At 39.7% G+C, this 26,142-nt stretch carries 30 protein-coding genes, 5 tRNA genes and 1 pseudogene; 22 read left to right on the forward strand and 14 right to left on the reverse strand.

Translation table 11 applies throughout. From position 1 onward, the window contains the following. Positions 1-124: 124 nt before the first annotated feature. On the forward strand, positions 125-499 hold the full coding sequence (fliS, locus tag MLC44_RS00920) for a flagellar export chaperone FliS (RefSeq protein WP_434658058.1): 375 nt from the start codon (positions 125-127) through the stop codon (positions 497-499). A 49-nt stretch (positions 500-548) separates the two neighbouring features. Then, entirely contained in the window at positions 549-740 is a 192-nt protein-coding gene (locus MLC44_RS00925; RefSeq protein ID WP_434658060.1) for a hypothetical protein, read from the forward strand. Here the strand turns inward: MLC44_RS00925 and MLC44_RS00930 are convergent. Further along, a complete protein-coding gene (locus MLC44_RS00930) occupies positions 730-1,437 on the reverse strand; it encodes an SDR family oxidoreductase (RefSeq protein WP_434658062.1) in 708 nt (235 codons plus the stop codon). The two genes, MLC44_RS00925 and MLC44_RS00930, sit on opposite strands and share 11 nt — an antisense overlap. Before the next feature lie 69 nt (positions 1,438-1,506). Here MLC44_RS00930 and MLC44_RS00935 point away from each other — a divergent pair, with 69 nt between their 5' ends. Genes MLC44_RS00935 through MLC44_RS00945 form a run of 3 tightly spaced genes read left to right on the forward strand, consistent with a single transcriptional unit; the run spans position 1,507 to position 4,263 of the window. Beyond that, a complete protein-coding gene (locus MLC44_RS00935) occupies positions 1,507-2,334 on the forward strand; it encodes an HAD-IIB family hydrolase (RefSeq protein ID WP_434658065.1) in 828 nt (275 codons plus the stop codon). Continuing rightward, complete coding sequence (locus MLC44_RS00940) at positions 2,327-3,574, forward strand: sugar MFS transporter (RefSeq protein WP_434658067.1); 1,248 nt, start codon at positions 2,327-2,329, stop codon at positions 3,572-3,574. Before MLC44_RS00935 ends, MLC44_RS00940 begins: the two co-directional genes overlap by 8 nt. Beyond that, the gene (locus tag MLC44_RS00945) at positions 3,562-4,263 is read left to right on the forward strand and encodes an SIR2 family NAD-dependent protein deacylase (protein WP_434658069.1); all 702 of its coding nucleotides are present in this window, start codon (positions 3,562-3,564) and stop codon (positions 4,261-4,263) included. Before MLC44_RS00940 ends, MLC44_RS00945 begins: the two co-directional genes overlap by 13 nt. A 19-nt stretch (positions 4,264-4,282) precedes the next feature. On the opposite strand, the gene MLC44_RS00950 is transcribed toward MLC44_RS00945, so the two are convergent. After that, on the reverse strand, positions 4,283-4,717 hold the full coding sequence (locus MLC44_RS00950; RefSeq protein ID WP_151901303.1) for a globin domain-containing protein: 435 nt from the start codon (positions 4,715-4,717) through the stop codon (positions 4,283-4,285). Between the two features lie 134 nt (positions 4,718-4,851). Between MLC44_RS00950 and MLC44_RS00955 the strand changes: the two genes are divergently transcribed. Beyond that, complete coding sequence (locus MLC44_RS00955; RefSeq protein ID WP_151901302.1) at positions 4,852-5,265, forward strand: RrF2 family transcriptional regulator; 414 nt, start codon at positions 4,852-4,854, stop codon at positions 5,263-5,265. Between the two features lie 146 nt (positions 5,266-5,411). Here MLC44_RS00955 and MLC44_RS00960 read toward each other — a convergent pair whose 3' ends face one another. Further along, on the reverse strand, positions 5,412-5,621 hold the full coding sequence (locus tag MLC44_RS00960; protein ID WP_151901299.1) for a hypothetical protein: 210 nt from the start codon (positions 5,619-5,621) through the stop codon (positions 5,412-5,414). Between the two features lie 594 nt (positions 5,622-6,215). Here MLC44_RS00960 and MLC44_RS00965 point away from each other — a divergent pair. Further along, on the forward strand, positions 6,216-6,977 hold the full coding sequence (locus MLC44_RS00965; RefSeq protein WP_434658071.1) for a type IV toxin-antitoxin system AbiEi family antitoxin domain-containing protein: 762 nt from the start codon (positions 6,216-6,218) through the stop codon (positions 6,975-6,977). After that, positions 6,970-7,911 carry a nucleotidyl transferase AbiEii/AbiGii toxin family protein gene (locus tag MLC44_RS00970; protein WP_346389161.1) on the forward strand — a complete coding sequence of 314 codons (942 nt, stop codon included), beginning with the start codon at positions 6,970-6,972 and terminating at the stop codon, positions 7,909-7,911. Before MLC44_RS00965 ends, MLC44_RS00970 begins: the two co-directional genes overlap by 8 nt. Positions 7,912-8,003: 92 nt before the next feature. Here MLC44_RS00970 and MLC44_RS00975 read toward each other — a convergent pair. The 5 genes from MLC44_RS00975 to MLC44_RS00995 form a co-directional block, all read right to left on the reverse strand. Then, positions 8,004-8,088, reverse strand: a tRNA-Leu gene (locus MLC44_RS00975). A gap of 50 nt (positions 8,089-8,138) precedes the next feature. Next, positions 8,139-8,215, reverse strand: a tRNA-Arg gene (locus tag MLC44_RS00980). Positions 8,216-8,220: 5 nt separating this feature from the next. After that, positions 8,221-8,297 (reverse strand) — tRNA-Arg (locus MLC44_RS00985). A gap of 41 nt (positions 8,298-8,338) precedes the next feature. Then, a tRNA-His gene (locus MLC44_RS00990) sits at positions 8,339-8,415 on the reverse strand. A 37-nt stretch (positions 8,416-8,452) separates the two neighbouring features. Then, positions 8,453-8,530, reverse strand: a tRNA-Pro gene (locus MLC44_RS00995). A 147-nt stretch (positions 8,531-8,677) separates the two neighbouring features. Here MLC44_RS00995 and MLC44_RS01000 point away from each other — a divergent pair. Together MLC44_RS01000 and MLC44_RS01005 are read left to right on the forward strand one after the other, a co-directional pair. After that, positions 8,678-10,015, forward strand: a complete 1,338-nt coding sequence (locus MLC44_RS01000; protein ID WP_151901283.1) for a sodium-dependent transporter — start codon at positions 8,678-8,680, stop codon at positions 10,013-10,015. Next, the gene (locus MLC44_RS01005) at positions 10,012-10,293 is read left to right on the forward strand and encodes a hypothetical protein (RefSeq protein WP_230973273.1); all 282 of its coding nucleotides are present in this window, start codon (positions 10,012-10,014) and stop codon (positions 10,291-10,293) included. The genes MLC44_RS01000 and MLC44_RS01005 overlap by 4 nt, the downstream gene beginning before the upstream one ends. A 149-nt stretch (positions 10,294-10,442) precedes the next feature. Here MLC44_RS01005 and MLC44_RS01010 read toward each other — a convergent pair whose 3' ends face one another. From MLC44_RS01010 to MLC44_RS01020, 3 genes are all read right to left on the reverse strand, one after another. Further along, positions 10,443-11,222: a thiazole synthase gene (locus MLC44_RS01010; RefSeq protein WP_346389172.1), complete on the reverse strand. Its 780-nt coding sequence runs from the start codon at positions 11,220-11,222 to the stop codon at positions 10,443-10,445. A 295-nt stretch (positions 11,223-11,517) separates the two neighbouring features. Then, positions 11,518-12,918 carry an NAD(P)H-hydrate dehydratase gene (locus tag MLC44_RS01015; RefSeq protein WP_434658074.1) on the reverse strand — a complete coding sequence of 467 codons (1,401 nt, stop codon included), beginning with the start codon at positions 12,916-12,918 and terminating at the stop codon, positions 11,518-11,520. A 2-nt stretch (positions 12,919-12,920) separates the two neighbouring features. Next, positions 12,921-13,655 carry an ATP-binding protein gene (locus tag MLC44_RS01020; protein WP_151901280.1) on the reverse strand — a complete coding sequence of 245 codons (735 nt, stop codon included), beginning with the start codon at positions 13,653-13,655 and terminating at the stop codon, positions 12,921-12,923. A 68-nt stretch (positions 13,656-13,723) separates the two neighbouring features. Here MLC44_RS01020 and MLC44_RS01025 point away from each other — a divergent pair, with 68 nt between their 5' ends. The 8 genes and pseudogenes from MLC44_RS01025 (at position 13,724) to MLC44_RS01060 (ending at position 21,647) form a co-directional block, all read left to right on the forward strand. Then, complete coding sequence (locus tag MLC44_RS01025) at positions 13,724-14,686, forward strand: KpsF/GutQ family sugar-phosphate isomerase (RefSeq protein ID WP_418640927.1); 963 nt, start codon at positions 13,724-13,726, stop codon at positions 14,684-14,686. A 2-nt stretch (positions 14,687-14,688) separates the two neighbouring features. Beyond that, on the forward strand, positions 14,689-15,486 hold the full coding sequence (locus MLC44_RS01030) for a pseudouridine synthase (RefSeq protein WP_188109992.1): 798 nt from the start codon (positions 14,689-14,691) through the stop codon (positions 15,484-15,486). Between the two features lie 3 nt (positions 15,487-15,489). Beyond that, positions 15,490-16,674 (forward strand): replication-associated recombination protein A, encoded by a 1,185-nt coding sequence (locus MLC44_RS01035; RefSeq protein ID WP_434658076.1) that lies wholly within the window; start codon positions 15,490-15,492, stop codon positions 16,672-16,674. A 40-nt stretch (positions 16,675-16,714) separates the two neighbouring features. Continuing rightward, positions 16,715-17,002 (forward strand): hypothetical protein, encoded by a 288-nt coding sequence (locus MLC44_RS01040; RefSeq protein ID WP_434658079.1) that lies wholly within the window; start codon positions 16,715-16,717, stop codon positions 17,000-17,002. A 135-nt stretch (positions 17,003-17,137) separates the two neighbouring features. Further along, positions 17,138-17,857: pseudogene (locus MLC44_RS01045) on the forward strand (nitrate- and nitrite sensing domain-containing protein); the annotation flags it as partial. Positions 17,858-18,118: 261 nt separating this feature from the next. Beyond that, positions 18,119-18,982 carry a methyl-accepting chemotaxis protein gene (locus MLC44_RS01050; protein ID WP_418641422.1) on the forward strand — a complete coding sequence of 288 codons (864 nt, stop codon included), beginning with the start codon at positions 18,119-18,121 and terminating at the stop codon, positions 18,980-18,982. An 8-nt stretch (positions 18,983-18,990) separates the two neighbouring features. Next, the gene (locus tag MLC44_RS01055) at positions 18,991-20,226 is read left to right on the forward strand and encodes a PP2C family protein-serine/threonine phosphatase (protein ID WP_151901274.1); all 1,236 of its coding nucleotides are present in this window, start codon (positions 18,991-18,993) and stop codon (positions 20,224-20,226) included. A gap of 116 nt (positions 20,227-20,342) precedes the next feature. Continuing rightward, a complete protein-coding gene (locus MLC44_RS01060) occupies positions 20,343-21,647 on the forward strand; it encodes a malic enzyme-like NAD(P)-binding protein (RefSeq protein WP_346389178.1) in 1,305 nt (434 codons plus the stop codon). Positions 21,648-21,684: 37 nt separating this feature from the next. On the opposite strand, the gene MLC44_RS01065 is transcribed toward MLC44_RS01060, so the two are convergent. Beyond that, positions 21,685-22,326, reverse strand: a complete 642-nt coding sequence (locus MLC44_RS01065; RefSeq protein ID WP_418640931.1) for an MqnA/MqnD/SBP family protein — start codon at positions 22,324-22,326, stop codon at positions 21,685-21,687. A 66-nt stretch (positions 22,327-22,392) separates the two neighbouring features. Here MLC44_RS01065 and MLC44_RS01070 point away from each other — a divergent pair, with 66 nt between their 5' ends. The 4 genes from MLC44_RS01070 to MLC44_RS01085 are packed head-to-tail and all read left to right on the forward strand — an operon-like array spanning position 22,393 to position 24,832. After that, a complete protein-coding gene (locus MLC44_RS01070) occupies positions 22,393-22,614 on the forward strand; it encodes a MoaD/ThiS family protein (protein ID WP_151901271.1) in 222 nt (73 codons plus the stop codon). A gap of 3 nt (positions 22,615-22,617) precedes the next feature. Further along, entirely contained in the window at positions 22,618-23,064 is a 447-nt protein-coding gene (locus MLC44_RS01075) for a molybdopterin synthase catalytic subunit (protein ID WP_434580862.1), read from the forward strand. Beyond that, positions 23,061-24,287: a molybdopterin molybdotransferase MoeA gene (locus MLC44_RS01080; protein WP_151901269.1), complete on the forward strand. Its 1,227-nt coding sequence runs from the start codon at positions 23,061-23,063 to the stop codon at positions 24,285-24,287. The genes MLC44_RS01075 and MLC44_RS01080 overlap by 4 nt, the downstream gene beginning before the upstream one ends. Further along, positions 24,287-24,832, forward strand: coding sequence for a hypothetical protein (locus MLC44_RS01085; protein WP_418640932.1), 546 nt, complete (start codon positions 24,287-24,289; stop codon positions 24,830-24,832). Before MLC44_RS01080 ends, MLC44_RS01085 begins: the two co-directional genes overlap by 1 nt. A 122-nt stretch (positions 24,833-24,954) precedes the next feature. On the opposite strand, the gene MLC44_RS01090 is transcribed toward MLC44_RS01085, so the two are convergent. Both MLC44_RS01090 and MLC44_RS01095 read right to left on the reverse strand, forming a co-directional pair. After that, positions 24,955-25,377: a hypothetical protein gene (locus tag MLC44_RS01090; RefSeq protein ID WP_418640933.1), complete on the reverse strand. Its 423-nt coding sequence runs from the start codon at positions 25,375-25,377 to the stop codon at positions 24,955-24,957. Positions 25,378-25,388: 11 nt separating this feature from the next. Further along, positions 25,389-26,135, reverse strand: coding sequence for a Rieske 2Fe-2S domain-containing protein (locus MLC44_RS01095; RefSeq protein WP_434658083.1), 747 nt, complete (start codon positions 26,133-26,135; stop codon positions 25,389-25,391). Between the last annotated feature and the right edge of the window lie 7 nt (positions 26,136-26,142).

Genomic DNA, 26,142 nt, shown 5'->3' on the forward strand with positions numbered 1-26,142 from the left:
TATATCGGCATTTTTTCCAAAACTTTAATAAAAAATATAAATTTTTTTTAATATTTATGTAAAGATATTGAAAACATTGCCGATATTTCTTTCATAAAAATTAAAAAAAGAGAAGGAACTTGAAATGTATAGCAATGCCGCTTATAATATTTATACCCAAAATAATGTTAACATTGAATCACCACAAAAGCTTATAGAGATGATGTACGAGGGGGTACTTCGTTTTAATGCACAGGCAAAAAAAGCTATGAAAGAAGATGATTATGCAAAAAAAGTTTATTGGATCAATCGTTCTATCTCTGTTATTATAGAACTAATCTCTATACTTGATAAGTCTCATGGTGACATTGCACTTTATCTTGATGGTTTGTATAACTATCAAGTACAACTTCTGAGTTATGCAAATCTGGAAAGTGATGTAACAAAAGTAGATGAGGTGAGTAATGTTTTTAAGGGGTTGTTAGAGGCATGGAGAGAAACAACAAATGTGGTTGAATAAGCTTCAAATTGCTATAATCGAAAAGAATCCAGAACTTATTAGCAGACTAGTGGCAGACATGCCACAGTTTAAGAGTGTAGAAGAGATGAAGCGTGCATCTTCACTTATAAAAGAGGCACTGAAACTGCTTTATCAATTAAAAAAAGAAACAGGAGAAACTTTAAAAAAGTTACGCCAGCATCAAGATTTTTTAGGTGTAACTGCTGCAATGACAAATAATAAGTTTGACATCACCTCTTAGCTTTTTTAGCAATTCCGAAATGTAAACTTCTGAGAGTATACTCAGTGACCACGGCACCTTTTCGCATGGTGAGTATATGCTCTACAGCATCGGCAATATCCGCAGCAATCAGCCTCTCATCTTCTTTTGGACTGACATCAAAACGCAGCTCATCATAAAAGTTGCTTTGTGTCATATCCGGATTTATGTTTGTTATACTGAGTCTGCTTTTTCTGGTTTCTTCGAAAAGGGCATCGCCAAAAGCTTTGAGACCTGCTTTTGTGGCTGAGTAAACGGCTGCGAATTTACTTGCCCGTAAGGCTTCAATGGAGTTGATATTGATGAGGTAGCCTTCATTTTCTTTGAGAGAACGCAGTGAGGCATTTGTGAGTAACATCGGAGCGGTAAGGTTTAAAAATGTCATGGCGGTGATAGTGTTTACATGTAACTCTTCATGCGGTTCAAAACGGCCGAAACCTGCGCAGTTTACATGTAAAAAGAGATTTTCTTTTTTAAGCTTTTCACATAGTTTTATTGTCTCTTTTTCTTCTGCGAGGTTACATGTAACTGCCTGAAAGTTTACATGACTGAAATCCTTCTCCTGTATACTTCTGCTAACACCTAACACTTCAAACCCGAGTGTTAGCAGTTTGTTTGTTATTGCTTTTCCTATTCCGCTGCTTGCTCCGGTGACTACTGCTTTTTTACGACTCGACATTTAGTGCCTTCCTGTATTGAAATTTAGTTCTTGTCAAATTTATTTTCACAATTTTGATATACTATATGTATGAAAAATATTTACATAACGGACCTGGATCACACATTTTTACGGAGTGATTTGTCTTTGAGTGATTATACTAAAAATATATGGAACTCGTATGCAGACAGATCGATTTTATCTGTTGCAACAGCAAGAACCTATAAAAAAACGGCACACTTTTTACAAGGTGTGCATGTGAATGCGCCGATGATACTGCTTGACGGTGCACTCATAGCGACAATGGATAAAAAGATCATTGATACAAAGTTTGTGACCAAAGAAGCAGGCGACACTATCATAGAAGAGGGTACAAAACTCGGCATTTATCCTTTTGTACTTTCTTTGGTTGATGATGAACTTAATGAAGCATTTTCTTATTCTACAACGCTCAACAGCTATCAAAGTGAAATAATAAAACGCTATGTGAATGATGACCATACACAGGTGTTTGAAAATTTACGAGCCATGCAGAACAATTTTAAAATCGTTTATATGGGAGATGAAGCACTTTTAAGGGAGTTGGAAAAAAATCTCAGAGCTGTTTTTGGGGAGGAACTGAAGTATATTTTGGCACCCGAAGCCTATATGGGATGCTATTTTTTGACACTTTTGCATAAAGATGCCGATAAATCCCATGGCATACAGAGTGTCAGTGAAGCGGTCGGTTTTGATTTGAAAAGATTAACAGTATTTGGTGATAATTTTAACGATATAGGTATGTTTAGGCTTGCAAAGACTTCCGTAGCGGTTGCAAATGCTCAAAAAGAGGTAAAAGAGTGTGCTGACATAGTGTTAAAACATACAAATGATGAGGACGGTGTGGCAAAGTATCTGCAGGAAATCAGCAATGCATAAACAGTCAAGTGTTTTGGCAATGAGCATTATAGGTGTTTTGTTTTTTATATTCGGTTTTGTAACCTGGCTCAACGGCTCTCTGATTCCCTATCTGAAAGTTATCTGTCATTTAAATGAGTTTGAAGCGCTCTTTGTGACCTTTGCTTTTTATATTGCTTACACTGTAATGGCGTTGCCAATGGCTGTGATTTTGGAAAAAACAGGCTATAAAAAAGGGATGGCACTGGGACTTCTGGTCATGAGTCTTGGTGCTTTGCTTTTTATTCCCGCAGCACTGAGCGGTGAATTTTTGGTTTTTCTGGCAGCACTTTTTACACTTGGAACAGGACTCACAATACTACAAACGGCATCAAATCCCTATATGGTTTTGGTAGGGCCGATAGAATCAGCGGCAATGCGTATCAGTATAATGGGACTCATCAACAAAAGTGCAGGTGTTTTGGCTCCGCTTCTTTTTACCGCATTTATATTGGCAGACATCGGTTTTGGCGTAGACCTGGAAAGTATAAATACACAAGAACTGGCACATAAGCTCATTAGCCCCTACATGGCAATGGCAGGGATACTTTTTTTGTTGAGTTGTTTTGTCTGGTTCTCCTCATTGCCTGATGTGAAGTTTGAAGATGATCCGTATGATAAGGCAGGTATTTTTGCTTTTCCCCGGGTTGTATTGGGGGCTTTGGCACTCTTTTTTTATGTCGGCATAGAAGTTATAGCCGGTGATACGATTGGGCTGTACGGGCAAAGTCTGGGTATGTCCAATGCAACTGCCTTAACTGCATACACTATGGGATTTATGGTTGTCGGCTATCTTGCAGGTGTCTTTTTTATACCAAAATATTTATCGCAGGAAAAAGCACTTGTTCTTTCTGCCTTGTTTGGTATTGTTTTTTTGTTTGGAGTGGCCTTTAGCTCTACGACTGAGTCACACATTATAACGGGCCTTCCTGACAGCGTGGCTTTTGTGGCAATGCTAGGTTTGGCAAATGCCCTTGTCTGGCCGACAATCTGGCCTTTGGCATTAAAAAATTTGGGCAAGCACACAGCCAAAGGAAGTGCATTACTCATTATGGCAATAGCAGGCGGAGCAGTTGTACCGCTTGTTTTTGGAAAAGTGGCACAACTGACCCAGGATATGCAGATGTCTTATCTGATAGGCATTATTTGTTATGCAGTGATTCTGATGTATGGATTACAATGGCATAAAATGACAGGTTGGAGGAAATCATGGCAAAAGTAATAATATTCAGCGGCGCAGGAGTGAGTGCGGAGAGTGGAATTTCAACATTTCGGGACAGCGGCGGACTTTGGGAAAATTACAAAATTGAAGAGATCTGTTATGCCGGTTGCCTGGACTGGAATTATGAGGCTACGATAGGGTTTTATGACAAACGAAGAGAAGAGATAAAAGATAAAAAACCAAACAAAGCACACAGTGAAATAAGTAAAATAAAGGAAAAATATCCAAATGAAATAGCCGTGATCACGCAAAATGTTGATGATATGTTTGAACGTGCAGGCTGCAGAGATGTTTTACATTTGCATGGGTTTTTACCGGAAGTCAGGTGTGAAAGCTGCGGTTTTACAGATAATATAGGCTATAGGAAATTACGTGAAGCATATGAGAACTGTCCTCAATGTTCAAATAAACTACGCCCGAATATTGTCTTTTTTGCAGAACAGGCTCCGAAATACCAGGATCTGTACAATGAACTGCAAGACTGTGAAATGTTGGTTGTTATAGGAACAAGCGGCAATGTTATCAATACAGATGCTTTTTTGCAGGGAAATATCAGATATTCCATACTCAATAATTTAGAAAAAAGCAGTGCAATAAATGATGAATTGTATTCAAAAGTGCTGTATAAAAAAGCGACTGTGGCAATTGATGAAATTGTAAATGATGTAGAAGAGTTTTTAAAACCCTAGGTTTGAACCTAAGGTTAATTTAACTATTTTGTTGGCTGTAAAGCTCTTTTTCGCGTTGCATTAAAATATTGGCCAAAAATGTATATGCTTCGATCCATGCCTGTTTGTATTCATCAGTGAAATCATCACCTAAAACATCGCCCATAGCGGTGATTAAAGCATCGGCAACCATAGGATAGTGTTCCGGCTTTACTTTTGTCAGTACATGTGTATTTGCCATTTTTTCAACTGCTGCAGATAAAGCGCCAAGATTGTCAATATTTGCGGCAAAAGCTGCAATAGCACCTGCGAGTTTTTTATGCTGATCACCTTGTGCATTTGCAAACAAAGGTTTTGTTTCAGGGTATTTGCTGAAAAGTATTTCATACATACGTGTTGTTATTTTTTCGGCATTTTTTCCGACTGACGGGATTGTTTTTTTAACAGCTGTTACTGTCTCTTGAGATAAGCTCATAGGATATTCCTTAATTTAATTTATGCGGAATTATATATATGCTACCTTAAAGTGGTATATTGTTGTTTAACTAAAAAGCAATCTGTTATGATTTATAAGTTACAATCAATAAACTCAATTTTTCGAGGTATTTTATGCACTTTTCTAAAACAACTGAATATGCTATTCGCGCTTTGTCCTACCTGGACCGTTACCCAAATAAGGCACATTCAGTCTCTTTTTTGCATAAAGAGTTGGAGCTTCCTTATAAATACCTTACGAAACTTATGACCCAACTTGAAAAACAGGGTTTGGTACATGCCTCAAAAGGACGCAACGGAGGTTTTAACCTGGCAAAGGATTCTGAGCAAATATTTTTATGTGATATTCTTGAAGCAATAGGTGAACCGTTGGAATTTGACCGGTGTATTTTGGGTTTTGAAATGTGTGACGCGTCAAATCCCTGTGCCCTGCATTCGCAATGGGTTGAACCCAAGACAAATATTGAAAATATGCTGCAGACAACTTCTTTAGCTTCTCTTGCAAAGGACAAAGAAACGAAAATTTAAAAGAATAAATAATTAAGTGGTGCGGATGAAAGGAAACTGGGGACAACCCCTTCAAATACCATAAATACAGGCTTTGAATTTTTTTTTAGTTTTTGAAAATGAGTGCCATTTTTTGGTAGGGAATGGTACTCATTTGGCACCAGATTTTAACTGGCAAACTGTTCAGAAATTATTCTTTGCTGTTGTTTGATTGCATTGAGTTTTTTTCTATACTCTTCTGCCTCTTTAAATAATTTCATTTGTTCTTCAACATACTCTTTTGAACCTTGAATTTTATCAGCTTTTTCAATAGTTTCTCTTTGGAGCTCATTGATTCTATGAATAGCTTGTTTTATTTGTTCTTCACTTAATATCAAAATAACCTCCTAATTTTTCTATTAATGTATCTGAGTCAATATCTTTGTAAAGGGTATCATCTCTTTTGTCTAAATAATTTAATGTAATTTTACCATTATATTGCTGTTTTATACTAATAACTGTGTGAAAAGAGTCTATATTACTTTTAACAAAAATGTCATAAGGAACTTTTCTATTAGTGACAACCTCTCGTTTAATGGCATATGTCAACTGCAGAATTTAACTCCGCCGTTGACACTGTTTTGATGATCCACCATTTTAACCATTGTGGGTGTGGGGAGTCTACTATTTCTTTTTTGTACTCTGTTCTATAACGAGTACGAGAATAGAGACTGCGATTGAAGCTAATTCTTTCCATGGCATTTGTGCCTCCAATTTATTTACACACAACAATGACAAAAGATAGATTGAAGTTGTTGTGGGCAACGAGAGATATGATGACAGGTATAAGCTATATCTGTCTCGTTTATATATACCTCAAAAACTCCTTTTAGTTCCAAAATACATGAATATATATACCTATAGTTTATTTATTTTAAATATTTAGAACTATTTTATACTAGTTGGTTCTAAAATATGCTAGAATATAAACTATGAGTTTAGAAAAAGAGTTAAAATTAAAACAACTATATCAATTGTTACCCGAAAGTGTTGTAGCACCAAGTGCGTGGTTCACGGCTAATGGCTATTCATCACAGCTAGTCTACAAGTACGTTAAAAATGGATGGCTGACCAAACTTGGGAATGGAGCCTATATAAGACCTGCATCCATACATGAATGGCAGGGAGCTGTACTGGGACTCCAGAAACTTGCAGAACTGCCTTTTCATGTGGGTGGACTTTCTTCACTGAATATATTGGGATATGCACACTATTTACCTATAGGGGGAGAGAAAACCATCACTCTATATGGAGAGAAGACACCTCCCGCCTGGATCAGACAAATAGAATCTCCTTCATTCACCTTTCATAAAAAGCCTCTCTTTGGAGACCTGGGATTAAAGAAGCAAAGTACCTCTATACGAAACTGGCAGATAACCATATCTTCAGCAGAAAGAGCCATACTTGAGCTTCTCTATCAGGTGGATGACAAAGGCATCACTTTTAAGTTTGTGTCAGAGATATTTGAATCCTTAACTACATTGAGTCCACGGCTACTCAATGAGTTACTGCAAAACTGTAGCAATAGAAAAGTAAAACGACTGTTCCTCTTCTTTGCAAACTACTATAGCTTTCCCTGGGCTAAACACATCAGTAAAACGTTGGATCTAGGAGCAGGAAAATTACAGATAGTAAAAGATGGAAATTATAATAAAACCTATATGATTACAGTACCAAAGGAATTTAATGCTTGACAGTTCAAATATTTACTATAAACAGGTGCAACTACTTTTAGAAGCACTACCATATATCAACAATGAAGAATGTTTTGCACTTAAAGGTGGGACAGCTATCAATATGTTCGTCAGAGATATGCCCAGACTCTCTGTAGACATTGACTTGATGTATCTGCCCATTGAAGACAGAACAAGCAGTCTAAAGCATATTGCAGAGTCACTTGAACGAATTGCACAGGACATTGAAAAGAGTCTTAGAGGTTCAAAAGTATACCGACTAGAACAAAGAGGAGACGGAACACTCTCTAAGCTGCAAGTTGAAAAAGATGGTGTGCGTATTAAGATAGAGACATCACCTGTCATGAGAGGAACAGTAAAAGAATCGACTGTTCAAATGGTAAGTCCAAAAGTAGAAGAAGCATTTGGATTTGCAGAAACATTGGTAGTACATCATGATGATCTCTATGCCGGTAAAATATGTGCTGCACTTGACCGTCAGCATCCAAGAGACTTTTTTGATGTAAGAGGATTGCTTGACAATGAAGGCATCAGTGATTCTCTTATGGAGGTGTTTATGGTTTATCTTATCAGCTCCAGTCAACCCATATCCAAACTGCTACAGCCAAACCTCATAGACATTAGCCATACTTTTGAAGAACAATTTGTGGGTATGACCACAGAATCCATAGAGTTAGAGATTTTGACAGATACAAGAGAAGAACTGATCAAGCTCCTGCACCAGAAATTAACAGAGAGACATAAAGCATTTTTGCTTGGGTTCAAAAAAGGGGATCCTGCTTGGAATCTATTGCCGTTCGAGAATATTGACCAGCTTCCATCGGTAAAGTGGAAAATGCTTAATCTTGAGAAAATGGATAAAGTGAAACGTTTAGAAGCTTTTGAAAAGTTGGAACGTAGTTTGGTACTAAAAAATAAAAACAGTATAGAATAAAGTAGAGTGATACCCTTTATTGATACCCTAGTAAAAAAATTAAGTGATTTTGTTAAGAAAGAAAGTCTCTGAGAGCACGCTGTGCCTTCAAATGGTGCGGATGAAAGGACTTGAACCTTCACACCTTGCGGCACCAGATCCTAAGTCTGGCGTGTCTACCAATTTCACCACATCCGCGTGGATAAGTTTTTAACGTCACTTCTGACAAAATAATATAAAAAATTTAGTGGTACCCCCTACACGATTCGAACGTGTGGCCTACGCCTTAGAAGGGCGTTGCTCTATCCAGCTGAGCTAAGGAGGCTAAAATGGTACGCCCGATAGGATTCGAACCTATAACCCTCGGAGCCGAAATCCGAAACTCTATCCAGTTGAGCCACGGACGCTACTACATTTGTTATATTATTTAATTTTTTATATTTTTTCATGGGGTGGGATACGGGATTCGAACCCGCGACCCCCGGCACCACAAACCAGTGCTCTAACCAGCTGAGCTAATCCCACCATATTGTTATATAAAATATAAAGTAAAAATTTAAAGTGGTCGGGGTGAAAGGACTCGAACCTTCGGCCCCCTGGTCCCAAACCAGGTACTCTAACCATACTGAGCTACACCCCGACCTGCACACATTAAACAAGCAGTTATGCTGATTAATGAGGCGAAATTATAGTTAATTTGATTCAAAATGTCAATAGTATTTTGGAATTCTTTTTAAAAAATGATTTTTTTAGTATAATTAGACTACTTCAATACAGAAAGTTACGCATGAAAATAGCTAGATTTAGTCGGATTGGTTTTATAATGGCAGCAGCAGGCAGTGCTGTAGGACTTGGAAATATTTGGAAATTTCCTTATATTACAGGAGAGTATGGCGGCGGAGCTTTTGTCCTTGTTTATCTCATCACGGTACTGCTTATCGGCTTTTCCATTATGACAGCGGAAATGCTCATCGGGTATCTTGGCAGACGTGATACCGTGACCTCTTTTGAAGTGTTGGCACCAAAACATAAAAACTTATGGAAATTTGCCGGTTTTCAGGGGCTGGCAGGTCTTTTTATCATGATATTCTATTCTGTAGTCATCGGATGGATATTCAACTATATAGTTACCTCGCTGACCTATCTTCCCTCGACGGTTGCCGAAGCAGAAACAACCTTTACAAAGATGCTTCATGCTGATTTCTGGACACAGTTTTTCTACCATACGCTTTCCTTTGTTATGATTACCTATGTCCTGCACAAGGGTTTAAAAGGCGGTATAGAAAAGCTCAATATGTTTTTGATGCCGGCACTGATGATTATTTTGGCTTCGATGTTTGCGTATGCAGTTACACTGGACGGTTTTTCAAAAGCGGTCACCTTTATGTTCTCTCCTGACTGGTCCAAGATTACCTCGGAAGCCTTTGTGGTCGCTGTCGGGCATGCTTTTTTTACATTGAGTCTTGGGATGGGTGCCATTATGACCTATGCGGCATCACTTGAAAAAAATGCAAATATTGTCAAGAGCGCTTTTTGGGTTGTCTTTTTGGATACGACAATAGCCATAGTCGCGGGACTGATGCTTTTTACCTTTTTGTACCAGTACGGTTCGGGTCCTGCAAAAGGTCCGGGGCTTGTCTTTATCTCTTTGCCGGCTGCATTTTATGAGATGGGCATCATCGGAAATATTTTTGCCATTTTGTTTTTTATTGCTTTGGCCTTTGCAGGATTGACATCTTCTGTTTCTCTTGTTGAGCCTATGGTACAGTATTTTATAGACCGATTTGGCTGGAATCGTCTCAAGTCGACTCTTTCTGTGGGGACATTTTTCTGGTTTTTCGGTATTTTTGCCATTCTCTCAAACATAGACGGTGCAAAAGAGTATCTGACATGGGGCAGCAAAAACTTTTTTGACTGGGTTGACTATGTGACTGCTGCGATTATGTTGCCTCTTGGCGGGCTTTTGATGGCGATTTTCGTCGGTTATGTCATGCCGCGTTCGGAAGTGGAAGCAACAATGAAACCACAGTTAAAATGGGCCTTTGGTCCATGGTACTTTTCTCTTCGCTATATTACGCCTGTCGCCATGTTTGTGGTGATGCTTTCACTAATGGGGATTATATGATGGACAAAATTAAAGACGAGTGTATAAAAATCTTGGAAAAGGAGGGAATAAATCCGGTCTCTGCTATAGATTTTGATGTGAACGGCAAAGTACACTCTTTGAGTTTTATCTATATTATAGAAACGTATATGCAGGCATCAGAAGAGTCACGGCTGGTATTTTTGAGTGCTTTGAAAAAAGCGGTAGTTGCAAAAGAGATGGGAATTGAAAAATTTTTTGAGGGAATGGGAAAACTTCTTTTGATGACACATCTTTCTGAAAAATTTGATATTAAATAAGGAGGTTTTTATGGTAAAAAATATTATTATCGCAGTTGTTTTGCTTTTGGCAGTAGGCGGACTGGTGTACAAGGCAGCCAATCCGTCAGATTACAAACACCCGCTCCACCGCTAAAAGCAAAGTAAAAGAACTTTGTTCTTTTACGGGACTAAAACTGTATCATACCGTCTACCGGAGATGATGCGGTTGCATAAGGGCGTTTTGGAATTCTTCCTGCAAGGTAGCTCATTCTTCCCGCCTGTACGGCATGCTTCATAGCCTCTGCCATTACCATAGGGTTCTGTGCCTGGGCTATGGCTGTGTTTGTCAAAACACCGTCAGCACCAAGTTCCATCGCATAGGCAGCATCACTGGCACAGCCGATGCCTGCATCCACAATTACCGGTACTTTTATCGCATCGCGGATAAATACAATATTGTATGGGTTTTGAATACCCAGGCCGCTTCCGATAGGGGCGGCAAGAGGCATAACCGCATCTGCTCCGGCATCTTCAAGACGCTTTGCCATAATCGGATCATCCGAAGTGTATGCCATGATTGTAAAACCTTCTTTTGCAAGAACTTCACAGGCTTTTATGGTTTCAAGCACATCAGGGTAGAGTGTTTTTTGCGTATCGCCGATGACTTCAAGTTTGATCAGATCAATACCCGTAGCCTCGCGTGTCAAACGAAATGTCGTAATTGCTTCTTCGGCAGTCACACATCCCGCGGAGTTTGGCAGAAACTTTACATTTGTTCCGGCAAAAGTATCACGCAGATTTTCCTTGTCAGGATCTGTAATATTAAGACGTCTGACCGCAACGGTGATCAGTTCGCTTCCGCTGGCAAGTGTTGCTTCTTTTGTTGTTTCAAAAGAGTCATATTTCCCGCTTCCGACAATAAGTCTTGAACCGAGTTCATATTTTCCGATTTTTAATTTGTTATCCATTTTTTATCTGTCCTTTTTTGTTGTATTCCCTTCACAATGCTGTGGAGTAAAGAGTATGATATTTTTCGGAAGCAAGTTTCTTAAAGACACTCAGCTTAGACTTTAGTCTGAGTGCCATTAAGTTAAGAAAAAACCTGATGTTTTTCTGGAACCTGGGCCTTTGTCTTTAAAGATATAAAGCCCGCATTAAAGTATGGGTTCCGAAAAACTGTTTAACTTAATGGAATTGAGACTGAAGTCCGGGTTCCGAAAAAAGCTTATAAGAGAAATTATACGATTTATAACATAAGCAATCTTATAAATTCCCAATTCCCTGTATCAAATTCTCCGGTGTAAGAGAAAAATCAGCACCGGAGTAGTTTTGTGCCAGTTTTGTGTGTGCAAGAGATCCGTGTATTGCAGCATCGAGTGGGGTTTTTCCCTGTGCCAGCAAAGAGCCTATGAGTCCGCTGAGTACATCGCCGCTTCCTGCTTTGGCAAGTTTGGCACTGCCGTGAGGGTTTATGAAAAACGCATCTCCTGCACCGATAATAACATTTGCCCCCTTTAAGAGAAGGGTTGCATCCGGATAGGCTTTGCAAAAGAGTTCCACATAGAAAAATCGTTTTTTTTGCAGTTCCCCTACAGTGATGTCGGCAAGTTCTGTGAGTTTTAAAAGTGATACAAATTCTTTTGGATGCGGTGTGAGCACAATATTTTTACGCTCTAAAATTTCCAAAACAAGAGGCATCGCAAACAGGTCCGCATCCACCAGAAGAGGAAGATCGTTATTTAGCAGCTCTTTAAGTTCAGCATCACTGAATTCTGTTCCCAGTCCCATACCGCAGGCAATTGCAGTTGTATTAGCCGGCAGAGCATGGGCATACATGAGGGAATGCGGAATATGCAACATCTGATGATTTTCATATCCGACAAGGGTAACAAGCCCTGCACCAAATCTAAGAGCACCCAGAGCACTCATGATGGAAGCTCCCGGTTTTTCACCGCAAAGCAGGCTTAAATGGCCAAAACTGCCTTTATGGGTATTTTTTTCTTCTCTTGTCGGAAGTTGTAAATCACACAGATCCAGAAGCTGCCAGTTTGTCTGTGTTTCATAGAGTTTTCTTGTAACTCCCAAATCCAGAACTTCAATCTTTCCTGTCTGCTCTTTTGCTTCGTCCAAAAAGAGTGCTTTTTTTAAAGCCCCCATTGTCAGCGTCACATCTGCACAAAAGGTTGTTTTTGCACAGGCACCGCTTTTTGTAAGCCCGCTTGGCACATCACAGGCAATTTTAAAAGCCTTGACTGTGTTCATTACATGTAAAAGGTTTGCAATTTCTGCAGAAAATTCTCCACTGAAGCCTGTGCCGACAATGGCATCAACAAGGATATCACACTCCTGAAATTCTTTTATCTGCTTTACATGTAAAGCCTTGGCTCTTTTTTCCTGTAGCAAAGCCATTTGGGACTTTGGGTCTCTGGCATACAAAAGGCAGACATCATACTCACCATGCAAAAGCCGTGCCAAAGCGATTCCGTCTGCTCCGTTGTTGCCGCTTCCTGTGACTATGAGGATTTTCTCTTCGTTTGAGAAGTTGGCTCTTATATAGGAGGCCATGCCGTTTGCGGCATGTTCCATTAAAATATCTTCGCTTAAAAAGAACTCTTGGTAGCATCTTTGATCAAGCGGGGCAACCTCTTCAAATATCTTTTGCATAATCAGACTTCAGGAACATACTCGTCTATTTTTACCATACTGCTTTTTATATCGTTAAAGAGCAGTGTAGGGTAGGCAGTTCTGTATTGGTAGTAAAAGTGGTTTTTTTTCAGTGTTTTTAAAATGGCTGTATTGAAATAGTTGGCATTGGAACATTTTCCTACATAAAGAAAGGAAAACAACAGTTTGAGATGCGGGTTCTCAAAAGTCGGATGCGGCTGTGCCAAAAATGTAAAGCCCTGTTTTTGAAGATTTGTGAAACTGAGCATATAGAGTAAAAAATCTTCAAATTTTGTATAAAATCCGTTGAGGTTTTCAATATCATGGAAAAAATAGTAATAGTTGTCCAAAAGTTCCTGCTGGGAAATTACTTTTGAAAGTTTGCTTTTCTTCTCTCTTTTTGTGGCAAAAAAGTTAGGATTGACAGCCATATAGATATGCTTTTTTTCAGCTACAAGTGCAGCAAAAGCCTCATCAAACGCTTCGCTCTCTTCAAAACGAATATAGTTAAAGTGCTCATCTTTGTATCTGAGCTCAACATCATCCTCATGGGAATCTGCAAAGTCCATATAGAGCGTGGGTACATTATTGTCAATGACAAAATTCCTTATTTTGCAGGCCAGGTTTGTCTTGCCCGCACCCTCTTCACCCAAAATCAATGTATTGTGTGTGAGCATTCTGTTTTCTAATCTTAAAGCATCAATAGTATCCAAATATCTACCAATAACATTTCTCATAGCATGTCCTTAAAAATCATATTTTTAGTATTATATCTTCTTGATGATAAAAAAGGTATAATTAGACTATGAATTATAAAACAATTGCACAGGAAACATTAAATATCGAAGCAAATACCCTGCTCAATGCGGCAAAAAACATTGATGATGCCTTTAACAAAGCTGTAGAAATCATACTTGCATGCAAAGGCAAACTTGTTGTGAGCGGTGTTGGAAAAAGCGGACTTATCGGTGCAAAAATGGCGGCTACCTTTGCCTCGACAGGAACACCGAGCTTTTTTCTGCATCCAACAGAAGCACTGCATGGCGATCTTGGTATGATAGACAAAAATGATGTTGTTATTGCTATCAGTTATTCAGGCGAAAGCGAAGAACTCAGTTCTATTTTGCCGCATATCAAACGTTTTGGCATACCGCTTATAGGCATGACACGGGACAAACACTCAACGCTTGGACAGTACAGTGATGTAGTCATTCAGGTTGTTGTTGAAAAAGAGGCCTGTCCTCTCAATATCGCACCGACAAGCTCGACAACACTGACGCTTGCACTCGGTGATGCCCTGGCTGTGGCTCTGATGAAGGCCAGAGATTTTAAAAAGAGTGATTTTGCTTCTTTTCATCCCGGCGGCGCTTTGGGAAAAAAACTTTTTATTAAAGTGAAAAATCTGATGAAAAGTGATGATCTGCCTGTAGTTTCAAAAGATGCAAAAGTAAAAGATGCTATTTTGAAAATAAGCGAAGGCAGGCTCGGAACTGTTTTGATAACCGATAATGCAGGAAAGCTTGCAGCACTTATGAGTGACGGCGATGTCCGCCGGGCACTTTTAAGAGATGACTTTTCACTTGAAGATGATGTGCTTAAATATGCCACATCTGATCCTATGAGTATAGATGATGAAGAGATGCTTGCGAGTGATGCACTTGTTTTAATAGAAGAGAAAAAAATCCAGCTTCTGGTTGTAACAGACAAGGACAAAAAGATACAGGGCGTACTTCATATTCATACGCTCATAGAAAAAGGAATTTCATAATAATGAGACTAAACAAATATATTGCACACTATTCAACCTACTCAAGACGAGAGGCTGACAAAGCTGTCCAGGACGGTTATGTGCGTGTAAACGGAGAGATAGAAACGAATCCTGCAACACAGATACAAGAGGGTGTGGATATTGTCTATATCAGCGGAAAACAGGTTTCTCCTCAGGAAAAATACACGGTGATTGTGTATAACAAACCAAAAGGCGAGCTTGTAACCAAAAATGACCCAAAAGGCAGGCGGACAATATACGACTCTTTAAGCAAAGAGTTCAAACATTTCATTCCTGTCGGCCGGCTTGACTTTGCAAGTGAAGGACTGCTGCTTCTGACAGATGCCTCCCATGTAGCGACGGCGCTGATGGAGTCAGATCTTGAGAGAATTTACAAGATTAAAATCAAAGGGATGGTGACTCCGGATATGGAGGATGCCATGCTCAACGGGATCTATCTGGATGATGCAAGTGCCGGAGCGCATTCGCATTCCAAAATTATCTCAATGGACATAAAACCTTTTATAGGCTATAAGATTCAAAAGAATCAGCCCAACTACTCCATCCTCAAAGTAGCGCTAAAAGAGGGGAAAAACCGTGAACTTCGCCGCTTTTTTGCACACTTTGGCGCAGAAGTGGCTGATCTCAAACGTGTAAGTTTTGCTGAAATCGAACTAAACAACCTGCCAACGGGCAAAACAAGATATTTGACGCGCAGTGAATATTCTGCACTCTATAAATTTTTAAAAGAAGAGAAAAAGAGAGCCAGAGAGAAAAAGAGAAAAGAAGAAAAAGAGTAGGAGATGGATTTTACACATCTGCTGCGACCTGCAAATTTTGATGAGATGACAGGACAGGAGCATTTAACAGCAAAAGATGCGCCTTTGCGTGTTTTATGTGAAAAAGAAGTACTTGGTCACAGTTTTTTTTATGGACCTGCCGGTGTCGGAAAGACATCACTTGCCAGAGTCATAGCAAAAACTATGCAGCTCCCTTTTTATGAGTTTAATGCCACTTCGCTGAAAATCGAACAGCTTCGTAAAATATTTGATCAGTATAAAAATGCTCTGCAAAAGCCGCTTATATTTATAGATGAGGTGCATAGGCTTTCAAAAAATCAGCAGGAGGTTTTATTGCCGGTGATGGAAAACAATTCTGTGCTCATCATAGGCGCTTCAACTGAAAACCCTTTTTATTCGCTTACCTCTGCAATCCGTTCACGCTCTATGCTTTTTGAGCTCAAAAGTATCTCCCATGCCGGTTTGGAAAAACTGTTACTGAGAGCACTGAATAAAACTAATATTGTCCTTGAGGAGGATGCAAAAGAGTACCTCATAGCTTCAAGCGGCGGAGATGCCAGAGCGATGCTCAATCTGTTGGAATTTGCCGCCAACATCAATGAAACAGTGACTCTGAAGTTGTTGCAGTCGCTCCGTCCCAATGCTCTGCAGGCCGGAAGCAGTGAAGACGGTGTACATTATGACCTGACGTCAGCGCTGATTAAGTCTATTCGCGGCAGTGATGCGGATGCAGCGATTTATTACCTTGCACGTTTGATTGCAGGCGGAGAGAGTGCCGACTTTATCGCCAGACGGCTTGTAATCCTGGCAAGCGAAGATGTCGGGAATGCAAACCCGCCGGCTCTGACATTGGCGACCTCCTGCCTGACAAGTGTAAGCAAGATAGGCTATCCGGAGGCAAGAATTATCCTGGCACAGGCGGTTATTTATCTCTGTGCCTCTCCAAAATCCAATTCTGCATATTTGGCAATAAACAAAGCTTTAAAGAGTGTGAAAGAGGGTAACATTGCAGAAATCCCGAAAAATATCACAAACAATAATGAAAACTATTTGTATCCCCACGATTTTGGCGGCTATGTCGAACAAAACTATCTTGCAAAACCGATGCATTTTGTGGAGTTAAAAGAGATAGGCTATGAAAAAAAGATGAAAGAGTGGATTAAAATTATAAAACACTCATCAAAATAATGATATACTTGAAAAAATACTTTTCAACAAGGAAGATTATATGACTATTTCAGTGTCTGCAAATACTGTAACTATAAACGGAAATATCAAATCGATACAGGACTATCAACAGATTAAAGAGACGATAGATACGCTCAGAACAACACACAGGCATATTGTTCTCATAATCAAAGATTCCATATCCATCACCTCCTCTGTGATCGGGTATTTAAACAAACTTGTTTTAAAGGACAATATTGACTTACATGTGGAAGTAGGCGATGAACAGCTTATGGAGCTTTTTGAAGATCTGAATCTTGTCTCTTTATTTCACGTAAAAAAGGTATAAAAAATGACTATAAAAAGCAAACTCAATCTTATTACCGCAATTGTTGTCTCTTTTGCGTTGGTAATTATAGGATTGACGATTAACACAGCGCTGAAAGAAGATACTGTTGTACAACAGTCAAAGATGTTGAATGTAATGTCTCAAAAACTGAGTCTGTTGATTCATGAGACGCAAAAAGAGAGAGGGGCAAGTGCCGGTTATTTGGGTTCGAAGGGGAAGAAATTTGCAGGTATTCTTCCTAAACAAAGAGAACTGACAGATAAAAGGAACCAGGAGTTCAAAGAGTATCTCAAGACATTGGATTTAAATGATTTTCCAAAAGAACTTCAAGATCAGATTCGTGGACTGCAAGAATATATGAATAAAATTAGTCAAATCAGAAATCTTGTTGACAGTTTCAGTATCAGTGTTGCAAAAGAAGTTGCATATTATACAAAGATGAACAAGAAGATTTTAAATATTGTCGGATTGAGTGCAAAACTGGCATCGACTCCTGAACTGGTCAAAGCCTTGGACGCCTATACAAACTTTTTAAAATCAAAAGAGAGAGCGGGGATAGAGCGTGCGGTACTGAGTGCTACATTTTCTGCAGACAGGTTTGCTCCGGGAATGTATGCCAAGTTTATTACACTTGTGGCGCAGCAGGACGCTTATATAGATGCATTCTTAACGATGGCGACAGACAGGGCAAAGCAACTTTACAGAAGCACAATGAACTCTCCTGCTGTGGATAAAGTAAACAAAATGAGAGAAATTGCCCAAACAAAAGCAAATGAAGGTAATTTTGGGGTTGACAGTGTTGTCTGGTTTCAAACCATTACAAAAAAGATAAATCTTTTAAAACATGTAGATGATGAACTTGCCAAAAACAATGATGCAATTTTGGCAAAAATAGAATCAGAATATAAAAAACGGACAGTCATTACTCTTGTAAGTTATATTGCTTTTGCAATTATTATTTTTATCATCATTATGACAATCAGCAGAGGCGTAAACAAAAGCGTGCAAAGCTCTTTGGAAAAAATAAAATGCGTTTCGAGTGATCTTGACCTTACATGTAACATCATTGTAGAAGGCAATGATGAAATTTCCCAAATTTCCAAAGCTTTACATGTAATGATCAGTGCCTTTAAAGAGACAGTTCTGAGTGTTACCGATGTCTCAAGAAGAAACCAAAATGAATCTGAGAGATTACGGGATGTCGTGATTACTTTAAAAGAAAACAGTGAAGTGGAAGACGGCAAAATCAGTGTGGTCAATGAACTGGCGGTAGATATTGGTAATAAACTCGATACGGTAGAAGAATCTACTGTGACAGTGACAGAAGATTTACAGACAACATCGAATTTCTTAGAAGAGTTTATAAGCAAACTGAGTACAGTGGTAGAGTCTATAGAAGAGGGCAGTTCACAACAGCAGGAGCTTGTTCAAAAAGTCAGCGAGTTGACAGAACAGGCAAAAAATATCAAAGATGTGCTGGAGATTATTTCAGATATTGCAGATCAGACAAATCTGCTTGCACTCAACGCCGCTATTGAAGCAGCCCGTGCCGGGGAACATGGTCGAGGTTTTGCCGTAGTTGCCGATGAAGTGAGAAAACTTGCCGAGCGTACACAAAAATCCTTAAGCGAAATCAGTGCAAATGTAAATCTCATTACCCAAAATGTAGTTGAAATCGCCGAAGAGACACAGCATACCTCACAAAGTATGGATCAGATTGCAGAATCCGCGCAGGAACTAATCGTAGCATCCAATGATACAAAAGAGAATCTGATGCAGACAAAAGAGAGCTCCACTGATGTCATGCACCAAAGCATATACATAGCAACAAAAACAAAAGAGCTTGTGAGTACGATGGATGAGATTGTTGTTGTTTCTACAAAAAACAATGAGCTGCGCACAACGATAGAAGCTGTTGTCTCAACACTTTCTCAGGATGCCGCTGCTTTAAAAAATGAACTCAGTAAATTTAAAATTTAGTCCAAACAATGCAGGAAAAGAGTACAGATAAATCATTACAGGAGAAAGATGCCTATGCCGCCTACCAGGAAGAGCTGGCATTTCAAAAAGAGCTCAATATCCTGAGAAATGATTTTTATTACAAGATGATTGATTCTAAAGATATTTCACTGGTAGACTTTTTTTATCAGCCTCTTGACACACTGAGCGGGGATGCCTATTCTGCTCGAAGAATCAATGAAGACAAAACTTTTTACTTTCTTGTTGACGGGATGGGAAAAGGATTGAGTGCTTCACTCAGTGCCATGGCTGTGACAGTCTTTGTCAATCATTTGATAGACAAAATGATAGAGTATGAGAATTTCAGTCTTGATATACTGATTCAAGAGTCTATGGATTTTATGAAGCCTATCTTGCTTGATGAGGAAGCTCTGTCTGTAGACTATATTTTATTTGACAACTACTCTTTTGAATTGGAATATGCCAAATTTGCAATGCCGCCTTTTTTACTTGAGGACAATGCAGGCAATGTGATAAAAATCAAATCAAACAATCCGCCGATGAGCAAGTGGAGCGAAACATACAAGATAGACAATTGCTCTGTAAAAAATATACATAAATTTCTTTTTTACAGTGACGGCATAGTAGAAAACAATACTGTAGAGGGAATCGTATATAACAGTTTTATTGAAAATGATTTTATAGGCTCTTTTACCCGAGAAGAGATGAAAAAACATGTATTGGAAAAAATTGCCATACAGGAAGATGATTTTACTTTTATATTTATCAACAGATTAGAATTAAATGAAACAACACTGGTCAGTGCAAAGGTTTTTGAAACAACGCTGGATGCCGTTGAAGAAGCAAATAACTGGTATGATGGTATTTGTCGGAATCATTGCAGCGGGCTTGCTTTTAATGAACTTTTTATGAATGCATACGAGCATGGAAATCTGGGTATTGATTCTGAAATAAAACATCAGTTGCTTGAGCAGGATAAATATTTTGAGACACTGGTTTCGCTTGAAAAAGAGTGTACAAAAAAAATAACCGTAAAAATATATAATATCAAAACTGCATCTGCCCAATACAGAGTGACACAAATCACAGATGAGGGAGAGGGATTTGACACAAATCAACTGGCGACAATCTTTAGAAATTCAAAAAAATTCAATGGTCGCGGAGTTTTTGTCTCCCGTAAAAACTCTATGGGCATATACTACAACTCAAAAGGCAACAGTGTCCTTTTTCTAACAAAGGTCTAAAAGTCTCTGCAGAGTGCGGAATAATTTCACAACGGATACTTCCACTTGGAACCGGTACTTCAGTGCCGGCTGGTGTTGGCAGCAGATTTGAAATATAAACAACAAGGATAACAATTATGGCAGAGAAACCATCATTTAAACAGGCGTCACTGGATTACCACAAAGCCAAAAGCGAGTTTGACACAAACGGAAAAACAGGAACACTGCTGACAAAACCGTGCACAACACAAGAAGAGCTCTCAATGGCCTACAGTCCCGGTGTCGCATATCCGTGTCTGGAGATACAAAAAGATGCAGACCTTGCCTATGAATATACCAACAAAGGAAATCTGGTTGCAGTGATAAGTGACGGCACAGCGGTCCTCGGGCTTGGTGACATCGGTCACTTGGCGGGAAAACCGGTTATGGAGGGTAAAGGTGTTTTGTTCAAATCTTTTGCAAATATTGATGCTGTTGATATTGAACTTAACACAAAAGATACAGACGAAATTGTGAATATTGTTGCATCGATGGCTGACAGTTTTGGCGGCATCAATCTGGAAGATATCTCAGCACCAAGATGTTTTGAAATAGAAGAACGACTCAAAGAGATTTGCAATGTTCCTGTTTTTCATGATGATCAGCATGGGACAGCCGTTATTACAACAGCAGGGCTGATGAATGTTGCCCAAATGAGCAATAAAAATATACAGGATCTCAAGGTCGTCATTATTGGTGCCGGAGCAGCGGGAATTGCCTGCGGGAAAATGTATAAGGCATTGGGCGTGAAAAATATTACCATGCTTGACTCCAAAGGGGTTATTCACAGCGGCAGAAGCGATCTCAACAAATACAAAAAACTTTTTGCATTTGAGACAGCTGACAGAAGTTTGGCAGATGCAATGAAAAACGCAGATATGGTGCTTGGGCTCTCCCGACCTGACCTTATCACACCCCAAATGGTAAAATCTATGTCCCGGACAAATCCCATTATTTTTGCCTGTGCAAATCCAAACCCCGAAATTACCCCTGCGGATGCAAAAAAAGCGCGGCCGGATGTGATTATTGGAACCGGCAGAAGTGATTACCCCAATCAGGTAAACAATGTACTCGGTTTTCCGCAGATTTTTCGCGGTGCATTGGATGTAAGAGCAACAAAAATTACTGAAAATATGAAACTTGCAGCTTCACATGCTTTGGCCGCTCTGGCAAAAGAGCCTGTTCCAAAACATGTAAAACAGATACATCACAGAGAAAATATGGAGTTTGGGCACGAGTATATTATTCCCTCGCCTTTTGACAGACGGGTTTTGGTGTATGTCGCTTCCGCGGTTGCCAAAGCAGCGATACAAGACGGTGTTGCCCGTGTAAAGGATTTTGATACTGATGCGTATAAAATAAAACTGCAAAGATTAGCGGATCATTTAGACGGTAAAATTTAAGCAGCCGTTTTCGGAACCCGTACTTCAGTGCGGGCTGTTACAGTAATTTATAAAATTTCTTGAGACCTTTTTTTGCCTTGCAGTCAAGTTTATAAGAGATAAGCTGCAGATACTCAAGTATATCAGCGGGGGCAACATTTGTCTTTTTTGATGCTTTTTGCAGGAGGTACTGCGGAATTTTTATCTCTCTTTTGAGGAATGCTTTTTCTATTTTTTTGTACTGCTTTTGGTTTTTGTGATAACATAAAAGCGCAAAAACAAAAGGCAGATGATACTTTTCATTCCACAGTTGCGCCAAATCAATATAGTCATTATTTACAAGCGCATAACGCAATGCTTTGTCTCCTATGAGTACTTCGCCCTTTACATGTAAGAGCTCTGCCAAAAGGTTGGATGAAGCAGATTCAATATCTGTTTTATTCTGTACCGAGGGAATAACAATAACGCTTCTGACCTCTTTTTTTGCAATGATTCCAAGGTTTACATGTTTGCTCTTTTTTGCTGCAATACTTGAGATAAATGCGGCATCAACACGCCTGTTTAAAAAAGCATCGTTTATTTTCGCCGGAACATTTTTTTTGTATTCCATCAGAAGCTTTTGCTGTGTGCTTCGTGTAAATCGCTTCATAAATACATGAAAAGGCAAGAGATTGAGGTATTCTATTTTTCCGAAAATCATGCGTAATTATACATCACTTAACTTATCTTAGATATAATTAGAGTAATTTAAGATGAGGATGTTGTTTTGGTAAGAGTAGAATTTTTAGGACCGATACAAAAAGAGGCGTTGGAATTAGAAATAGCCAATCTCAATGAACTGGCAGCAATTTTGCAAAAAGACGAAGAGGTAAAAGAGTGGCTTGACAATTGTGCGGTGGCAGTGAACGACAATCTTGTGACCTCTTTGGAGTGTGAGCTTAAAAACGGAGATAAAATCTCTTTGCTTCCTCCTGTTTGCGGAGGCTGAGATTTGTTGCAACTATATAACAATTCACTGGATGTGCCGAAAATCCTGCAGGAATGGTATGAAGAAGAGGCGAAAAGCAATTATGGCGCATATATCCCTTTTGTCGGAACGGTACGCAGCGAAGACGGCATTGAAGGACTGAGTTTTGATATCTATGAACCGATTTTGGAAGCATGGTTTAAAAACTGGCAGAAAAAAGCAGAGGAAAAAGGTGCTGTGGTCAAAATGGCGCACTCCCGCGGAGATGTAATGCTGCATGAATCTTCATATATTGCCGCAGTCTTTTCACCAAAAAGACGGGTGGCCCTGGAACTTATAGATGAATTTGTAGAAGATTTCAAAGCATCAGCACCGATATGGAAATATGATTTGAAAGACGGGCAGAGAGTCTATGCAAAAGACCGTTCAACTGCAATAAAAGGCAGCGGAATTTTAGGAGCAAAACAATGAGTATAACAGGAACTGATTTTATCTCTTTTGAGACAAGCCAAAATATGCTGGAGCTTTTACAGGTAAACAACCACAGGTATGAAAGAGTGCCTTTAAGCGATGCGTTAGGCCGTGTGTTGGCAGAGGACATTGTGGCCGAATTTAATGATCCGCAGTTTCCTACCGCTTCCATGGACGGGTATGCGGTGCGTCATGAAGATTTGCAAAACGGCATGCTGGCTGTTCTCGGTGACAACCCTGCGGGACATGATGAGATACGGGTACTGTCTGCAGGGGAATCTATTAAAACATTTACAGGTTCGATGATGCCGCAGGGAAGTGATACGCTGATTCAGATAGAGAATGTCAGCTACAGTGACGGCAAGATAATTATCAATGAACCGGTTGAAAAAGGCAATGCTGTGCGTCCGGTCGGTGAAGGATACGGAGCAGGGGATGTGCTTATTCAAAAAGGCACAAAAATAGGTTTTGCCCAAATCGGCGTAATGGCCGGACTCAATCAGGTGATGGTAAAAGTAGCCCTTCGCCCCCGTGTCGCAGTTATCGCAACCGGAAGTGAGATACTTGATCTGGGCGAAAATTCGGATAACCCTGCCCAGATAAGAAGTTCAAACAATTATACGCTTGCAGCACTTTTTGAGTCGGCCGGTGCAGAGGTTATACAGCTTGGAACTGCTCCCGATGACAGAGATACTATTATGAAAACGTTTGAGAATGCTTTGGAGTCTGCAGATATTTTGGTGAGTACCGGCGGAGTGAGTGTCGGTGATTATGACTTTGTAAAAGACATAATTCCCCGTTTGGGTGCAGAAGTGGTCTATAAAGGTGTCGGTATCAAGCCAGGGCGCCATATTATGGTTGCGCAGCGCGGGCACAAGTTTATTCTGGCGTTGCCGGGATTTGCCTACTCTTCAACAGTTACTGCGATTTTGTATGCACTGCCGCTGATTGCAAAAATGCTTGGCAAAAAAGTTCCGTATAAAACTGTTGCTGCAAAACTGCAGGAAGACTTTACAAAACGAAGCCGGTTTACAGAGTTTACCGCATGCAATATTGTGGTAGAGGACGGTGAGTATTTTGTGAATTTCAAAGGAAAGAAAGTAGGAAGTTCTGCCATTTTGACAAATATGCTTCATGAGAGTGCATTAATGATTACAGGCGAAGATGACAAGTTCCTGGAAGCGGGAACATCTGTGAATGTTATTTTACTGGATACTTTTTAATGAAAGCGCTGAGTATAGACAATCAGACACTGGCGGTTGAAGAGATTGATATTACCATGGCTGCAAATACCGTATATACTTTTTTCAGTTCAATTTTAATTGACGAACTGGCAGGTCTGAAAGAACATGTAATATATACAGATGCAAATGCCCTGAGTGAAAAGAAAAAACCCTATTTCATAGGAGAACAGCTTCTTTTGGGGGATGCCCTGATCTTGGGCAGAGACGGTTTTGACGATGTGGATGCCAAAATTGCAAAAGAGGAACTGCATTCTTTAATCAATCCCGAGGTAAATGCATTTTACACAGAAGTACTGGATGTGCTGGCCGATACAGACATAAATCTCTACAAAACATTCACGGTGGAAAAAAACGGCGAAAAAATTGCGCTCAACACCGAATGGGTGCTTTATACATTTAATATTGCCGACGAGAGAACAAAAGAGTATTTTATCAATGAATTGAAAAAAGCGGTTGCAGCGAAAAACAATGTTGCAGAATATATGCAAAAAATGGCACAGCTTGCCATGAATGTCGCAGCATAACCCACTGTTTTCGGAATCCGTACTTTAGTGCGGACCCTGTGGCATGACAGATTGTCAATGCAGTGCTAACACCAGCCGGCACTGAAGTACCGGTTCCAAGGTCATTTCACTCCGATTCCTTCTTATTTTAATTTCCAGGCATTTGCTCTTATTCGGGAGTGGCATGATGTACACTGTCTGATAATCTGGGAATAATCTTCTATGGCATCGTCTATGTTTTCATTGTTGAGAGATACGATCATATCATCCGCATACATTGTAATCATTTTGGCTCTTTTTTGAGCGAACTTGTCCGCATAGGCTTCATTTGCAGGAAGGTAACTTCTTGCATCTGTTGTTGTCAGTGAACCAATTGCACTCTTTAGTTTGTTGACGCCCTCTGTCATGCCCTCTTTGTTGTAGTAAAACCCTGCCGTTTGAATCTGATTGACTGCCTGTAACATTTTGCGCATATCTGAAGCAAGTTCTGACTGTTTGAGCGTATCGGCTGCCTGAAGAGACGAAGAGAAGATGAAAATTGCTGTCATGATGAGTAGTGACTTCACTTTGCTATCCTTTAGTATCTTATAATATCTTTTGTAAACTCTGCAAGAGTTACAGTCGGGGCTTTGTCTTTTACAAGTTTTTTTGCTTTTCTTTTTCCGCCATACTGCTCTTTGAGTTCTGGTTTAAATGCTCTGAAAAACTCATGAAATTTATCCGGGCCCAAAACACCGACAGCCCATAAGGTATCATCATCATGATGCTCCAATACAATCGAAGCCAAAGGCTGAGGCGCAGGGCCGCCAAGTACTTTCGCTCCTTTTTTGGGATCATACACCGATAAATGAGAACCGCATACTATTACCTCTCCTTTGTCATGACAGGGCATACTTTTGGTGCAGCCCATAGTTTTGCCCCCTGTTTTGAGGTACGATATAAATGTGTCACTTTTGTTGATATGTGTAAGCTGGTGCGGGCAGATGGATGAGAAAGCAACAATGTTTCTTTCTTTGCCGACTCCGCCTTTCCATATATATTGGACACCGTCTTCACTTGTCAGTTTGACATTTTTCTCTGTAGGATGAGGCAGGGCAATCAACATACAGCTTGTTCCCGCATACGGATAGTTAAAAACATAATTAACCTCTTTGTCCAGCTGTGATGCCAACAAAGGCTTGCCCTCGGCATCACTCAGCTGTACTTTCTTGTACGATGTATAGAGTGTACCATCCTCGGCATAGAGTCTGCCCTCTATCAAAGAAGGTGCTACAGCGACAACGCCAACACCTCCGACTACTTTTAAAAAGTCTCTTCTTTGCATGCAAAAC

It is taken from the genome of Sulfurimonas sp. NW9 (assembly GCF_051132275.1).
GTDB lineage: Bacteria > Campylobacterota > Campylobacteria > Campylobacterales > Sulfurimonadaceae > Sulfurimonas > Sulfurimonas hydrogeniphila.

What these genes read in the sequence shown, in the direction of transcription:
- MLC44_RS01040 (WP_434658079.1), top strand. Translation starts at nt 16,715, where the DNA reads ATGACTATTTCAGTGTCTGCAAATACTGTAACTATAAACGGAAATATC.
- MLC44_RS01050 (WP_418641422.1), top strand. Translation starts at nt 18,119, where the DNA reads ATGATCAGTGCCTTTAAAGAGACAGTTCTGAGTGTTACCGATGTCTCA.
- MLC44_RS00970 (WP_346389161.1), top strand. Translation starts at nt 6,970, where the DNA reads ATGCTTGACAGTTCAAATATTTACTATAAACAGGTGCAACTACTTTTA.
- MLC44_RS01025 (WP_418640927.1), top strand. Translation starts at nt 13,724, where the DNA reads ATGAATTATAAAACAATTGCACAGGAAACATTAAATATCGAAGCAAAT.
- fliS (WP_434658058.1), top strand. Translation starts at nt 125, where the DNA reads ATGTATAGCAATGCCGCTTATAATATTTATACCCAAAATAATGTTAAC.
- MLC44_RS01055 (WP_151901274.1), top strand. Translation starts at nt 18,991, where the DNA reads ATGCAGGAAAAGAGTACAGATAAATCATTACAGGAGAAAGATGCCTAT.
- MLC44_RS00945 (WP_434658069.1), top strand. Translation starts at nt 3,562, where the DNA reads ATGGCAAAAGTAATAATATTCAGCGGCGCAGGAGTGAGTGCGGAGAGT.
- MLC44_RS00955 (WP_151901302.1), top strand. Translation starts at nt 4,852, where the DNA reads ATGCACTTTTCTAAAACAACTGAATATGCTATTCGCGCTTTGTCCTAC.
- MLC44_RS01035 (WP_434658076.1), top strand. Translation starts at nt 15,490, where the DNA reads ATGGATTTTACACATCTGCTGCGACCTGCAAATTTTGATGAGATGACA.
- MLC44_RS01065 (WP_418640931.1), bottom strand. Translation starts at nt 22,326, where the DNA reads ATGATTTTCGGAAAAATAGAATACCTCAATCTCTTGCCTTTTCATGTA.
- MLC44_RS01015 (WP_434658074.1), bottom strand. Translation starts at nt 12,918, where the DNA reads ATGCAAAAGATATTTGAAGAGGTTGCCCCGCTTGATCAAAGATGCTAC.
- MLC44_RS00950 (WP_151901303.1), bottom strand. Translation starts at nt 4,717, where the DNA reads ATGAGCTTATCTCAAGAGACAGTAACAGCTGTTAAAAAAACAATCCCG.
- MLC44_RS01080 (WP_151901269.1), top strand. Translation starts at nt 23,061, where the DNA reads ATGAGTATAACAGGAACTGATTTTATCTCTTTTGAGACAAGCCAAAAT.
- MLC44_RS01030 (WP_188109992.1), top strand. Translation starts at nt 14,689, where the DNA reads ATGAGACTAAACAAATATATTGCACACTATTCAACCTACTCAAGACGA.
- MLC44_RS01085 (WP_418640932.1), top strand. Translation starts at nt 24,287, where the DNA reads ATGAAAGCGCTGAGTATAGACAATCAGACACTGGCGGTTGAAGAGATT.
- MLC44_RS01095 (WP_434658083.1), bottom strand. Translation starts at nt 26,135, where the DNA reads ATGCAAAGAAGAGACTTTTTAAAAGTAGTCGGAGGTGTTGGCGTTGTC.
- MLC44_RS00965 (WP_434658071.1), top strand. Translation starts at nt 6,216, where the DNA reads ATGAGTTTAGAAAAAGAGTTAAAATTAAAACAACTATATCAATTGTTA.
- MLC44_RS01000 (WP_151901283.1), top strand. Translation starts at nt 8,678, where the DNA reads ATGAAAATAGCTAGATTTAGTCGGATTGGTTTTATAATGGCAGCAGCA.
- MLC44_RS01010 (WP_346389172.1), bottom strand. Translation starts at nt 11,222, where the DNA reads ATGGATAACAAATTAAAAATCGGAAAATATGAACTCGGTTCAAGACTT.
- MLC44_RS01060 (WP_346389178.1), top strand. Translation starts at nt 20,343, where the DNA reads ATGGCAGAGAAACCATCATTTAAACAGGCGTCACTGGATTACCACAAA.
- MLC44_RS00940 (WP_434658067.1), top strand. Translation starts at nt 2,327, where the DNA reads ATGCATAAACAGTCAAGTGTTTTGGCAATGAGCATTATAGGTGTTTTG.
- MLC44_RS01005 (WP_230973273.1), top strand. Translation starts at nt 10,012, where the DNA reads ATGATGGACAAAATTAAAGACGAGTGTATAAAAATCTTGGAAAAGGAG.
- MLC44_RS00930 (WP_434658062.1), bottom strand. Translation starts at nt 1,437, where the DNA reads ATGTCGAGTCGTAAAAAAGCAGTAGTCACCGGAGCAAGCAGCGGAATA.
- MLC44_RS00935 (WP_434658065.1), top strand. Translation starts at nt 1,507, where the DNA reads ATGAAAAATATTTACATAACGGACCTGGATCACACATTTTTACGGAGT.
- MLC44_RS01020 (WP_151901280.1), bottom strand. Translation starts at nt 13,655, where the DNA reads ATGAGAAATGTTATTGGTAGATATTTGGATACTATTGATGCTTTAAGA.